We start from the raw sequence: 12728 nt of genomic DNA on the forward strand, positions 1-12728 counted from the left end.
CCTGAAGATCACCATGGGCGCGGCGTTGCGCGAGGTGGTTGGCGAGTGCCTGCGGTCGTCCGTGGTGTCGCCGTACCTGATCCACTACAAGCCGAAAGCCCGGCGCCGGGAACAGATCGATGCGAAGGACCACTGGACCTCGGTGACACCGGACTATCTGACCAAGGAGTTCAGCAAGGCCCGGGACGCAGCGCACGCATACGACACGCGCCATCCGGCGAGCGCCATCCGGCGAGCGCCCCACTTTTCACGAGATCCGCGCTTTGGGTGCATGGCTGTACGAGCAGCAGGGTTTTGCTCAGGAATACATTCAGGGTTTGATGGGTCATACGGACGAGAAGATGACGAAGCACTATCAGGAGGGGCACGACGAAAAAGTAATCGAGTACCTGGAGGTGGACGCCGAGTTGGCGTTCTGAGTGGGGGTTTTGCAAAGTTTTGCAAATCGCAGACAACAAAAAAGGGCCCACCTTTCGGTGAGCCCTTCTAGACCGCCCAGCAGAGCGGATTTTGTTTGGTAGGCGCGATTGGACTCGAACCAACGACCCCCACCATGTCAAGAGCCACCCTGCTAAGCGCTGAGCCACGTAGCTCAAGGCCCTAAGAGAACGCCCATTCACATCATGAGGCGTCAACAATGGCTAACATCCGCTCCCTACCATCAGGAAACTGGAACGCTCAGATACGACTGAAAGGAAAACCTGCCCAGTCTAAAACCTTCCCTACTCAGGCATTGGCTCAGGCATGGGCTGACCAGCTTGAAGCTGTCACCAAGAAACACCAGACCCATACGCTTTACACCCTAGGCATGACCTACTGTGAAACCCTACTCAAGGGTAAGGGTAGCTACGACCATGCAATCAAGATCGTTGATCAGCTCTTTGCTGCCTTCCCTCAGTCAATCCATGACATCACCCCTCAGCTAGTCAATGACTTCAAGCTGAAGCGTCTACAGACGGTCAAGCCTGCTACCTGTCGTACACAGCTAGCGTTCATGTCCCGTTTCTTCAGGTTCGCTAAGCGTGGCCTGCTAATCGACATACACAACCCCGTAAGTGACATAACCCTACCCAAACCAGACAAGTCCAGCGACAAGGTAATCAGTGCTGGCGAGCTTAGACAATTGCTCAACAAGCTATCCCCCACCATGGCTCTCATCGTAGAGCTTGCCTATGAAACCGCTATGAGACGCTCAGAGATACTCAAGCTCACAGTTAATTGCCTTCACCTGGAGGAACGAATTGCGGATGTGATTGATGGGAAGAACGGCACTAGGTCTGTGCCCTTAACCTTGCGTGCCATAGAGCTACTGAAAGAAGCTCAGAGACTAGCTCTAGCAGACCGAGCACACAGGGGAAGACTGTTTACTGTGACGCCTCATAGCGTCTCACAGGCGGTCAGATTGGCAAGGAACAAAGCTGGCTTGGACTGTAGCGTAAGACTCCACCAGTTAAGACATACACGGATTACTAATGTAGCCAAGAAAGGCTTTAACAACGCTCAGATAATGATTGTCTCAGGACATAGGGACACTAGGTCTGTAGCTAGATACTCTCACTTGAACGCTAAGGATGTACTTCACTTGATTGACTAGACCTCCTGTAAGCTCATAGGAGCGACGATAGATAGTTAGTCTAACCCAATATAGCCGCTCCACCTAATAGCCCCCTCACAGGGGCTTACAGGAGGTTACAGGAGGTTACAGGAGGCTATAGTAATGGGATGATGGCTACTGAGAGTTACCTTTAGAAAATAATTTAAGGGTACGTGTCCCCTTTCTTCTCAAAAATAAGTATATACATATAGGGCTGGTAACTATTTTCGACCCACGCTGAGTACTTTCCTCTCAGATATAAGTATATACATATAAGGCTGATAACTATTTTCAACCTCTTATGTATACGAAACTCCTAAAAATAAGTATATACATATAAGGCTAGTAACTCTTTTCAACCCTCCCTGCACCCTTTTCTCTCAAAAATAAGTATATACATATAAGGGTGTTGATTTTCTACCTAGTTAAACTTTACCTCCTGAGTCAATGAGGGGGTAGGACTGTGTTTAACCAAAAGAAATAAGCACCATTTCCCCCAAAAACAATCGAGTATAAAACATGAGCATCACGCTAGAAGAAATTGTAGCTGTACAGCATCAAGCATTAAATACCCTACCCCGCAAGATCATCTATCTAATGATTCGTAACAGTGAAGATGATACAGGCTGGGCCACCATATCCAGAGGTACATTCTCTGGAGCAACCGCACTACCACGCCGTAGCGTTGACTACGTAACAAAGCACCTGATGAGTGTTGGTCTGATTGAAAGGCGTAAGTCAGCAGACAACACCAACTCTCCATACCAATATCGCGTCATTGAAGCTTAAGGAACCACTATGAAAACTATCACTATGAGTGACGTAAACGAGCTCGCCCACCGCACCGGCAATACTCCTATGGGCGTTCTTACAGAACTTATTGGCCAAGGCTACCAGCTAACTGAGGAACCCCCTCAACCAAGAGGCAAGCCCCTTAGCTCTGCCAAGGACGCTCTTTCACTCTGGAAGGAATCTAAGCAGCGAGTAGCTGATGAAATATATAAGCGTGACCCTCTGGTGCGCCAGCTAATGGATGTGGATAACGCCTATAAAGATTTCGCCCCTCAAACTCAGAAGAGCATTCTTCAACGTGATGAACACGGGAACGTAACAGGCACTACCAAGAGCATGCTTACTGGAGCAACTATGAGAGAGCAAGCTGAGCTTATGGCTGCTATCCGTGCCACTTACAACCAAGGAGAGAAGTAATGGGCAATACTTACATGAGTGAATCAGATCTTAAAGCCCTGCAAGAGCGACGCTCTGAGCTAGGCGCTATTGACTGTAGCATTGAGCAGAAGAACCGCCTCATCTCAGGCATACGAGACTACAAACTAATCGAGTACGGCATGAACCCGTATGGGTTCTATCAGGTTCTGGCTGTCAAAGGTCACAAGACAATTCCCCATGAGCTGACAGGTAACTTCACCCACCCTAGCTATCTTACCAAGGTAGTAGACACCCTACTCAGAGAGGGAAAACTGATTGAGCCTAAGTGAGCCGAAGGTCATTTACGTAGCAGAAGCCCTTCCAGGAAGCGGCAAGTCAACTAAGTTTATCGAAGCACTACCTACACTCATGCACACCAGCAAGATTGTGTATGCGATGCCTACCAACACTCTTATCAAAGAGCTTGCCCTAACCATTAAGGTAAAAGTAGGTCTATCTCCTTTGGTCATCACGTCCGACACTGTGGACCATGTGACAGCACACCTTGAGAAAGTCTTAGCTGCATACACTCAACCGCTAGTTATGATTACGCATGAGGCCCTACGGCGTGTTGACCCTCGCCTCCTAGAAGGATGGGAGCTAGTAGTAGATGAGGTTCCTAGCGTCTCTGATTGTAAGGGCTATCAGTTCGACAGCATTAGCTACCTTGGAAGCCTAGGTAACTACCTAACCGTGGACACTGAAAAGAAAGCTGCCCTCAAACTTGAGAATATTGCTTTAGTTGAGAATATGATTAAGGCCAAAGACAGCAGCGCTCTCAGCGACTCAGCCTTAGACGTTCTCAAAGCAATGCTGACTCCCAAATGTAGTGTTGAGGTAGAGGCACAGACAAACAAGGGCAAGCGACTTGTGCGCATAGTGAGGTATAGAGATTTCCTACCAGCTTTCTCTAACGCCAATAGCGTTCACATCCTCGCTAACAATGTACAGGACACGCTGCTAGGCATCCATGCCACCTACCAAGGTTGGCGCTTTGAACCGTCTCTATTCACACCTGAGTTCGATGGTTACGGAAAGCGGGTTGAGCTTCACCCTTTCTTGACTACAAAGTATTCAAAGACTCAAAGCATGATGCAGCGTAATGGCAAACCTGCTGATACTTGGGATGAAGGGGTGCAGCTAGCTGATTGGCTACGTTGCATCACCGCCATGGTAGGGGATGAGAAAGGGTTAGCCTTTGCGCATCAATGGATGCAGTACAATTTCAGTGACAGCATAACCAAGCTACCAATTGATAGCAGGGGCATTAACGGCTACCAAGACAGACACATTGCTATATGCCTTCAACATGGGAATGTTAGCTGTGATGACGCACTAAGCTTTCACACACTCGGCGAAATGCTTGGTGTTCCTGTTGCAGAAGTACGCAAGGCCATTGAGTTTGAACGCTTCTATGAAAGTACCTTACAAGCTGTAGCTAGAACATCACTTCGGGACAGGAGTAGCACAGAGCCTGTTACGCTATTCGTTCAGAGCATGGATATGGCTGTATACCTTCAAGAGAAGCTTGGACGCTTAGCGACTATAAACACTGACTTCGCTATGACGCCTTGGAAGAAGCAAAAGTCTGATAAAAAGAAAGCCAAGGCTGCTCTTCAGGCTGAAGCAATTGTAATGTTTCAGAATGAAGGTATTGACCGACAGTCTATTGCTCAGAAACTTTCTGTTTCTTACCTTCAAATCAGACGTTGGACAGTTGGACTTAAACAGGCAGCATAAATTGTGCAGCGGCGACAAATATTTTGTTCACTTTTCCTTAAAGGCTCCTTAAGAGAAATGGAACAATTTCTTAATCTTACTGTGTAATTTTCCTTAAAGATACTCTAAGAGATTTCGCACACTTTAATACTAAACAATCAAAAGCAAAAGCAACGTCAGCAAGCTGACAAAGAGCACGCATTAAAGAGAGAATCAAAAGCGAAGCACCTACTAGTATTCCGCTCTTGATCTTTCTTATTTGCGTATGCCACTACGTGGCGTGCTCTTGCTCTTGCTCTTGCTTCTGTCACGCAGTGACGTTTAGGAACTGACCTTCTCCTACCCATAAACAATGACCTACCTTTTAACATTACTATTATGCTTACAGTATACACAGTTACTCATCCTACAGATCATGCAGAACTACAGCATTCTAGCCATAGCCCTTAACATCATCTGTTATTCAATCACCTTGATAATTACAATTCAACATACAAGACAGAGAACACCATGAACCTGACTGATAAAGATAAGACCGAATACATTGAGACCAATTCACACTGTGACCTAGCCAAACGCCTAGACATCTCTATGCTAACGCTTGATACATATGCTGATGAGCAAGGATGGAAGGAGGAACACCGTATCTACTGGCATGATAAGTCCATTGAGATATTGAAACAGGAGCTAGTCAATGGGAACATTGCAGCCGTTAAGGAGATGCTTAAGGTAACTGGTAGCGTCAGACCAGTAGGACGCCCTCGTAAGTCTGATGTTGAGCGTGAAGTAGCAATTAGTAAGCGGATTGCTGACGAATACCAGGCTGACGTGCAGAGACTGAGCCTTGTAGGGAACAAATAGATATTTATTAACAGAGAGGGGGTGTAATGGCTTCTAACGCTACTGACCAGATTTAAACTGGTGAGGAATGGACATAGCTAGGGCATAGAGAGCGTTACGCGCTGTTTCTAGGAGGTTCCTAGATGCCCCTTTGGGGTGCTCAATGCGTTGCCACATTGGCCGTTCTTCACAGGGGCTGACGCCTGCTGTGCCTGATAGTTCAGCTACCAGTAACCTGCCCTCCTAACCAAGCCAGAAGGGATAAGCCTACACCTATTCGCTGGTGTATAGCGGGGGAGTTCTACCAACCATCCTCCCAATGTCCGATGAGCCTTCACCGTTCAACTACACCATTAAAGGCTTCGCGAGAACTAGTTACTATCCCACCAGCGCCTCACTCTCTGAGACGTACAGTTAGTCACAAGTGACAGGCCCGTTTGCCTACGCTCAGACTTATAACAGCACAAAAACAACATGTCAATACACATATAGAAATTTATCGAGTAGCACGGAAAGCCACTCCCCTGATATACGGAACAGCGGTTATCAGCTCGAACGGATCGAATCCCTCAACCTCCCCCCGAAACATCTGAACGTTTTTTATCGCGCTCAGTATCAATTGCTGTTCTCCGAATGCAGCCCGCATATCTCCAAGCCCGTCAATCAAGTACCCACTTACGAGAGCTGCCGTATCTCCCACAGGCTGATTAGCCTTGGACGCCAACCCCAATAAAATAAGATGCTTGCTTAGCCCACCCAACTCAATGGCACTGTGAAACAGACGCCTGTTCACACACAAATAGTCAGCAACTTGATTCCCAAATCTTCGGCCCGACCAAGCGACAGCAACCGCCTTAAATATACCCACCGGATTCATAACGCTACCTTCGCACCTTCAACGGGGTGATGTTACTTCGACATCTTGAGTTTCCGCTAGAAATTCATGATCCACATTGCATACATAAGCACCTCCCCCCTAACCCCCTGCTCCCCCTGTTAAACAAACCCTCACAGGAACTCCTACAGCGTCACTCAGAGCGTTCATGATTCAACACATGGCGTTGGGTGTAGAGCGTGGCCGATAGGCGTCTATCGACACACAGCAGGCACGTAGCTCAGTTGGTTAGAAAGCCTGCCCTTGTGAGGCACGAACAACGGGCATGGGAGTGAGCTTGCGAACGTACCACCACCTAGACAAGATAGTGCTCAAGCCTTACGCATCAATAGGTTAGGTAGAGTCATTCACAAATGTTTGTGTGAACACAGCTCAGAGAGAATCGTCATTCACATTGCTGTGTGTGAATGAGGCCTGTAGATTGTGAACGTTTTCTTAGGCAAAGAAAAAGGGGAACCCTTTCGGATTCCCCTTCACACCGCCCAGCAGAGCGGATTTTGTTTGGTAGGCGCGATTGGACTCGAACCAACGACCCCCACCATGTCAAGGTGGTGCTCTAACCAACTGAGCTACGTGCCTGCTGTGTGGCGGCATTCTACGGAATTCCGGAGGGGTGTCAACACCTTTTTTGCGGCTAAGCCTATGAATATGCGAATTTTTTAATTTCGGCGCAACAAACAAGATTTTTCGCTGGCTGGCGGCCGTTTTTCAACTCAGGTAGGATCGATGCACTCGTAAAATATATTAAACAGAGGCAACAGGATGGCGAACACCCCCTACCCGGATTCCTATTACGCCGCATCGGCTAACGCGGTAACGCCACGTCCATTGCTGCAGGATGACGTAGAGACTGACGTCTGTGTGATTGGTGCCGGCTACACCGGCCTCTCCAGTGCGCTGTTTCTGCTGGAGAACGGTTTTCGGGTGACTGTCCTGGAAGCGGCCAAGGTCGGCTTCGGCGCCTCGGGGCGCAATGGTGGCCAGATCGTCAATAGTTACAGCCGCGATATCGATGTGATCGAGCGCAGCGTCGGGCCCAAACAGGCGCAACTGATCGGGCAGATGGCGTTCGAGGGCGGCAGGATCATTCGTGAGCGTGTGGCCAAGTATCAGATTCAGTGCGACTTGAAGGACGGCGGGGTGTTCGCTGCGATCACCGCCAAGCAGATGGGCCATCTGGAGTCGCAGAAGCGCCTCTGGGAGCGTTATGGCCACACCCAGCTGGAAATGCTCGACCAACGCCGCATACGCGAAGTGGTGACCTGTGATCAGTACATAGGTGGCATGCTCGACATGAGCGGCGGGCACATGCACCCGCTCAATCTTGCCCTTGGCGAAGCCGCTGCGGTGGAGTCGCTGGGCGGGACCATTTACGAACAGTCGCCGGCCATCCGCATCGAGCGCGGGGCCAGTCCGGTAGTCCATACGCCCCAGGGTAAAGTCCGGGCCAAGTTCATCATCGTCGCCGGCAATGCCTACCTGGGCAATCTGGTTCCGGAGCTGGCGGCCAAGTCGATGCCTTGCGGTACCCAGGTCATCACTACCGAACCGCTGGGTGATGAATTGGCTAAAAGCCTGCTGCCGCAGGACTACTGTGTCGAAGACTGCAACTACCTGCTCGACTACTACCGCCTCTCGGGTGACAAGCGGCTGATTTTCGGCGGTGGCGTGGTCTATGGCGCACGGGATCCGGCGAACATCGAAGCGATCATTCGACCGAAGATGCTCAAGGCTTTCCCGCAGCTCAAGGATGTGAAGATCGATTACGCCTGGACCGGCAACTTCCTGCTGACCCTGTCGCGACTTCCTCAGGTCGGACGCCTCGGCGACAACATCTACTACTCGCAAGGCTGTAGCGGCCATGGCGTGACGTACACGCACCTGGCAGGCAAGGTCCTGGCCGAAGCCCTGCGCGGTCAGGCAGAGCGCTTTGACGCCTTTGCCGACCTGCCCCACTACCCGTTCCCTGGCGGACAATTGCTTCGCACACCATTCGCCGCATTAGGTGCCTGGTATTACGGCCTGCGGGACAAGTACGGTTTCTGATTCCCCGTAGGAGCTGCCGCAGGCTGCGATCTTTTGATCTTTGCGATGGTGGTGCCCGCAGGAAAGATCGCAGGCTACGCCAGCTCCTACGCCGACCGCGTACACCTGCAATGGTGTGTGAGCTGCCGCAGGCTGCGATCTTTTGGGGGCGCCCAATGCTGACCGGCCAGATTGCGTATAGAACAGCAGGCAAGGGAAAGCCAAATTCCAGATACAAAAAACCCCGGTCTTTCGACCAGGGTTTTTGCTATCAATCAGAAGAAGCCAGCGGCTTTCTTCGTAGCTTCAAGGCGTTCAGTGGGCCTTGAGGCAGATATGGCGCAGCGGACGGGACTCGAACCCGCGACCCCCGGCGTGACAGGCCGGTATTCTAACCGACTGAACTACCGCTGCGTATCGCTTTGGACTTGCGCCCATTTGAACCTTTGAAATCGTCTGACTGGAAAGCTTCGAGGCTTTTCAATCTCAAACCGGGTAAACCCGATCTGGAAAATATGGCGCAGCGGACGGGACTCGAACCCGCGACCCCCGGCGTGACAGGCCGGTATTCTAACCGACTGAACTACCGCTGCGCGTCGGTGGAGGCTTTTAACAGCTTCCGTCTTGCTTTCGCAAAACTCTCAAGAAGTGGTGGGTGATGACGGGATCGAACCGCCGACCCTCTGCTTGTAAGGCAGATGCTCTCCCAGCTGAGCTAATCACCCTTTGCTTCGTTGAGGCCGCGAAATTTACGCAGGTATCGAAGCTAAGTCAATAGCCTGCTTGAAGTTTTTATGAAAAAGACAAAATCAGTCATCTTTCCGAACCAGCCTTTCATTCGAACCGCCCCCTCGCACAAACCGCATCGCGAGCAAGCTGCGCTCCTACAGGTAGACCATCTTCTTGGTCATGCCGCCATCGACCACAAACTCCTGGCCGGTGACAAACCCTGCATTCTTCGACAGCAGCCAGGCCACCATCGCCGCCACGTCTTCCACAGTCCCTACCCTCCCCGCCGGGTGCTGAGCATGATCGGCGTCCGTCAGCGGCTCGGCACGACGCACAGACGGGTCTCGGGCATCAATCCAGCCGGGGCTGACCGCATTGACCCGGATCTCCGGACCAAGACTGATCGCCAAGGCATGGGTCAGCGCCAGCAATCCACCCTTGCTCGCCGCATAAGCCTCTGAATCAGGTTCTGACTGCCCGGCCCGGGTCGAGGCCAGATTGACGATGGCCCCCGCATGAGCACGCAGGTAGGGCGCGCAATGCTTGGCCAACAGCATTGGTCCGCTGAGGTTTACCGCCAGAACGCGATTCCAGTAAGCCAGATCAAGGCTTTCCAGGGTGATGTTGTGCGGGTCGGCCACCGCCGCATTGCACACCAGCGCATCCAGGCGCCCGAACTGCCCGAGCACCTCGGCAACGCCCAGGGCGACTTGCCGCTCGTCCGCCACGTCCATGCTGATGAACCAGGCGCTGTCACCGAGGACCTTGGCCACCTTTGAGCCACGCACCCGATCCAGGTCCGTCAGCACCACCTGCCAGCCTTCGCTGATCAGCCAGGCCGCAATCCCCAGACCAATGCCACGCGCCGCGCCGGTGACCAGCGCGACACGACCATGGGTGCTGCTACCCGCCGCCATGGACATCTCGATCACAAGGCAGCCAACCCACGGGCCAGATCCGCCTGCAAGTCGCCGACATCTTCCAGACCGACTGCAACCCGGATCAAACTGTCACGAATCCCCGCCGCCTCACGCTCCTGCGGCGCCAGACGGCCGTGAGAGGTGGTGCTCGGGTGGGTGATGGTGGTTTTGCTGTCACCCAGGTTGGCCGTGATCGAAATCAGTCGGGTCGCATCGATAAAGCGCCAGGCGCCGTCTTTGCCGCCCTTGACCTCGAAACTCACCACCGCACCGAAGCCGCGCTGCTGACGCAGGGCCAGCTCATGCTGCGGATGACTCTTGAGGCCGGCGTAATGCACCTTCTCGATACCGTCCTGCTGTTCCAGCCACTCGGCCAGGATCTGCGCATTGGCGCAATGAGCACGCATACGCAGGCTCAAGGTTTCCAGCCCCTTGAGGAATATCCAGGCATTGAACGGACTCAGGCTCGGCCCGGCGGTACGCAGGAAACCCACCACTTCCTTCATCTGCTCGCTGCGACCGGCGACCACGCCGCCCATGCAACGGCCCTGGCCATCGATGAACTTGGTGGCCGAATGCACCACTACGTCGGCACCCAGTTTCAACGGCTGTTGCAACGCTGGCGTGCAAAAGCAGTTGTCGACCACCAGCAGCGCGCCCTTGGCATGAGCAATCTCGGACAAAGCCGCGATATCCACCAGCTCGGCCAGCGGGTTGGACGGTGATTCTACGAACAGCAATTTGGTATTGGCCTTGATGGCCGCATCCCAGCCGGACAACTCCGCCAGGGGCACGTAATCGACTTCGATACCAAAACGCTTGAAATACTTGTCGAACAGGCTGATGGTCGAGCCGAATACACTGCGCGACACCAGCACATGATCGCCGGCGCTGCACAAGCTCATGACCACCGCGAGGATCGCCGCCATGCCCGTGGCAGTGGCGACCGCTTGCTCGGCACCTTCCAGCGCGGCGATGCGTTCTTCGAACGCCCGCACTGTCGGGTTGGTGTAACGCGAATAGACGTTGCCCGGTACTTCACCGGCGAACCGCGCAGCCGCATCGGCAGCCGTGCGGAACACGTAACTGGAGGTGAAGAACATCGGATCACCGTGCTCACCTTCCGGCGTTCGGTGCTGACCGGCGCGCACGGCCAGGGTATCGAAAGCTACGCCGTCTAGGTCGCTGTCCAGCCGACCGGCATCCCAATCCTGACTCATGCTGCCTACTCCTTAGTCTTGATATCTAAATCAGTTGTTGTACAGGTCGATGATCGCGCTGACAGCCTGAGTCTTGACCTTTGAGGCATCGTTGCGCGCTTGCTCGATCTTGTTCAGGTAAGCCTCGTCGATATCACCGGTCACGTACTTGCCGTCGAACACCGCGCAGTCGAAGTTGTCGATCTTGACCTTGCCGCCGCCGACCGCTTCGATCAGGTCCGACAGGTCCTGGTAGACCAGCCAGTCAGCGCCGATCAGATCCGCGACGTCCTGGGTGGTGCGATTGTGCGCGATCAGTTCGTGAGCGCTTGGCATGTCGATGCCGTAGACGTTCGGGTAGCGAACCGCCGGGGCCGCCGAGCAGAAGTAGACATTCTTCGCACCCGCTTCACGGGCCATCTGAATGATCTGCTTGCAGGTGGTGCCGCGAACGATGGAGTCGTCCACCAGCATCACGTTCTTGCCGCGGAATTCGAGTTCAATGGCATTGAGCTTCTGGCGTACGGATTTTTTCCGTGCAGCCTGGCCCGGCATGATGAAGGTCCGACCGATGTAGCGGTTCTTCACGAACCCTTCGCGGAACTTCACGCCCAGGTGGTTGGCCAGTTCCAGTGCCGAAGTGCGGCTGGTGTCGGGAATCGGGATGACCACGTCGATGTCGTGATCCGGACGCTCGCGCAGGATCTTGTCGGCGAGCTTCTCACCCATGCGCAGACGAGCCTTGTACACCGAAACCCCGTCGATGATCGAATCCGGGCGCGCCAGATAGACGTGTTCGAAGATGCATGGGCTGAGTTTCGGGTTGATCGCGCACTGACGGGTATGCAACTTGCCCTCTTCAGTGATGTAGACCGCTTCGCCCGGCGCCAGGTCGCGGATCAGGGTGAAACCGAGCACGTCCAGGGAAACGCTTTCGGAGGCGATCATGTACTCGACGCCTTCGTCAGTATGACGCTGACCGAAGACGATCGGACGGATGCCGTTCGGGTCACGGAAACCGACGATGCCATAACCGGTGATCATCGCGACTACCGCGTAACCACCGACGCAACGGTTGTGCACGTCGGTGACCGCGGCGAACACGTCTTCTTCGGTTGGCTGCAACTTGCCGCGCTGGGCCAGTTCGTGAGCGAACACGTTGAGCAGGACTTCCGAATCGGAGTTGGTGTTGACGTGGCGCAGGTCAGATTCGTAAATCTCCTTGGCCAGTTGCTCAACGTTGGTCAGGTTACCGTTGTGCGCCAGGGTGATGCCGTAAGGCGAGTTGACGTAAAACGGTTGGGCTTCGGCCGAAGTCGAGCTGCCCGCGGTCGGGTAACGCACATGGCCAATGCCCATGTGGCCGACCAGGCGCTGCATGTGACGTTGATGGAACACGTCACGGACCAGGCCGTTGTCCTTGCGCAGGAATAACCGGCCGTCATGGCTGGTCACGATACCGGCAGCGTCCTGGCCGCGGTGCTGGAGGACGGTTAGCGCGTCATACAGCGCCTGATTGACGTTCGACTTACCGACGATACCGACGATGCCACACATGCGACGCAACCCCTACTTAATGGATCTGAACTGAACACAAC

Annotated in this window: 11 protein-coding genes and 4 tRNA genes; 8 read left to right on the forward strand and 7 right to left on the reverse strand. The window is 53.4% G+C overall.

Annotation, left to right across the window (positions count from 1 at the left end):
- The first annotated feature begins 254 nt into the window (after positions 1-254).
- The 7 genes from F8N85_RS18355 (at position 255) to F8N85_RS18385 (ending at position 5383) form a co-directional block, all read left to right on the forward strand.
- Positions 255-419, forward strand: a complete 165-nt coding sequence (locus tag F8N85_RS18355) for an integrase (protein WP_412072503.1) — start codon at positions 255-257, stop codon at positions 417-419.
- 218 nt (positions 420-637) lie between these two features.
- Complete coding sequence (locus F8N85_RS18360; protein ID WP_150804957.1) at positions 638-1594, forward strand: tyrosine-type recombinase/integrase; 957 nt, start codon at positions 638-640, stop codon at positions 1592-1594.
- 519 nt (positions 1595-2113) lie between these two features.
- Positions 2114-2383 carry a hypothetical protein gene (locus F8N85_RS18365; RefSeq protein WP_150804958.1) on the forward strand — a complete coding sequence of 90 codons (270 nt, stop codon included), beginning with the start codon at positions 2114-2116 and terminating at the stop codon, positions 2381-2383.
- Positions 2384-2392: 9 nt separating this feature from the next.
- Positions 2393-2803: a hypothetical protein gene (locus F8N85_RS18370; protein ID WP_150804959.1), complete on the forward strand. Its 411-nt coding sequence runs from the start codon at positions 2393-2395 to the stop codon at positions 2801-2803.
- Complete coding sequence (locus F8N85_RS18375; protein WP_150804960.1) at positions 2803-3093, forward strand: hypothetical protein; 291 nt, start codon at positions 2803-2805, stop codon at positions 3091-3093. The genes F8N85_RS18370 and F8N85_RS18375 overlap by 1 nt, the downstream gene beginning before the upstream one ends.
- A complete protein-coding gene (locus tag F8N85_RS18380; RefSeq protein WP_150804961.1) occupies positions 3080-4543 on the forward strand; it encodes a hypothetical protein in 1464 nt (487 codons plus the stop codon). The genes F8N85_RS18375 and F8N85_RS18380 overlap by 14 nt, the downstream gene beginning before the upstream one ends.
- A 489-nt stretch (positions 4544-5032) precedes the next feature.
- Positions 5033-5383: a hypothetical protein gene (locus tag F8N85_RS18385; RefSeq protein ID WP_150804962.1), complete on the forward strand. Its 351-nt coding sequence runs from the start codon at positions 5033-5035 to the stop codon at positions 5381-5383.
- 1376 nt (positions 5384-6759) lie between these two features.
- Here the strand turns inward: F8N85_RS18385 and F8N85_RS18390 are convergent.
- Positions 6760-6836 (reverse strand) — tRNA-Val (locus F8N85_RS18390).
- A 183-nt stretch (positions 6837-7019) separates the two neighbouring features.
- On the opposite strand from F8N85_RS18390, the gene F8N85_RS18395 reads away from it, so the two are divergent.
- Positions 7020-8303 carry an NAD(P)/FAD-dependent oxidoreductase gene (locus tag F8N85_RS18395; protein WP_150804963.1) on the forward strand — a complete coding sequence of 428 codons (1284 nt, stop codon included), beginning with the start codon at positions 7020-7022 and terminating at the stop codon, positions 8301-8303.
- Positions 8304-8619: 316 nt separating this feature from the next.
- Here F8N85_RS18395 and F8N85_RS18400 read toward each other — a convergent pair.
- The 6 genes from F8N85_RS18400 to purF all read right to left on the reverse strand — a co-directional run bounded on the left by F8N85_RS18400 (position 8620) and on the right by purF (position 12687).
- Positions 8620-8696: transfer RNA gene (locus tag F8N85_RS18400), tRNA-Asp, on the reverse strand.
- A 102-nt stretch (positions 8697-8798) separates the two neighbouring features.
- Positions 8799-8875 (reverse strand) — tRNA-Asp (locus F8N85_RS18405).
- A gap of 56 nt (positions 8876-8931) precedes the next feature.
- Positions 8932-9007 (reverse strand) — tRNA-Val (locus F8N85_RS18410).
- A gap of 159 nt (positions 9008-9166) precedes the next feature.
- Positions 9167-9928, reverse strand: a complete 762-nt coding sequence (locus tag F8N85_RS18415; protein WP_191636205.1) for an SDR family oxidoreductase — start codon at positions 9926-9928, stop codon at positions 9167-9169.
- An 11-nt stretch (positions 9929-9939) separates the two neighbouring features.
- Positions 9940-11151, reverse strand: a complete 1212-nt coding sequence (locus F8N85_RS18420; protein WP_150804965.1) for an O-succinylhomoserine sulfhydrylase — start codon at positions 11149-11151, stop codon at positions 9940-9942.
- Positions 11152-11181: 30 nt separating this feature from the next.
- Positions 11182-12687 (reverse strand): amidophosphoribosyltransferase, encoded by a 1506-nt coding sequence (purF, locus tag F8N85_RS18425; protein ID WP_150804966.1) that lies wholly within the window; start codon positions 12685-12687, stop codon positions 11182-11184.
- Positions 12688-12728 lie beyond the last annotated feature (41 nt).

Source organism: Pseudomonas fluorescens (assembly GCF_902497875.1).
Taxonomy (GTDB): Bacteria; Pseudomonadota; Gammaproteobacteria; order Pseudomonadales; family Pseudomonadaceae; genus Aquipseudomonas; species Aquipseudomonas fluorescens_BR.

What these genes read in the sequence shown, in the direction of transcription:
- F8N85_RS18420 (WP_150804965.1), bottom strand. Translation starts at nt 11,151, where the DNA reads ATGAGTCAGGATTGGGATGCCGGTCGGCTGGACAGCGACCTAGACGGC.
- F8N85_RS18360 (WP_150804957.1), top strand. Translation starts at nt 638, where the DNA reads ATGGCTAACATCCGCTCCCTACCATCAGGAAACTGGAACGCTCAGATA.
- F8N85_RS18365 (WP_150804958.1), top strand. Translation starts at nt 2,114, where the DNA reads ATGAGCATCACGCTAGAAGAAATTGTAGCTGTACAGCATCAAGCATTA.
- purF (WP_150804966.1), bottom strand. Translation starts at nt 12,687, where the DNA reads ATGTGTGGCATCGTCGGTATCGTCGGTAAGTCGAACGTCAATCAGGCG.
- F8N85_RS18395 (WP_150804963.1), top strand. Translation starts at nt 7,020, where the DNA reads ATGGCGAACACCCCCTACCCGGATTCCTATTACGCCGCATCGGCTAAC.
- F8N85_RS18385 (WP_150804962.1), top strand. Translation starts at nt 5,033, where the DNA reads ATGAACCTGACTGATAAAGATAAGACCGAATACATTGAGACCAATTCA.
- F8N85_RS18370 (WP_150804959.1), top strand. Translation starts at nt 2,393, where the DNA reads ATGAAAACTATCACTATGAGTGACGTAAACGAGCTCGCCCACCGCACC.
- F8N85_RS18415 (WP_191636205.1), bottom strand. Translation starts at nt 9,928, where the DNA reads ATGGCGGCGGGTAGCAGCACCCATGGTCGTGTCGCGCTGGTCACCGGC.
- F8N85_RS18375 (WP_150804960.1), top strand. Translation starts at nt 2,803, where the DNA reads ATGGGCAATACTTACATGAGTGAATCAGATCTTAAAGCCCTGCAAGAG.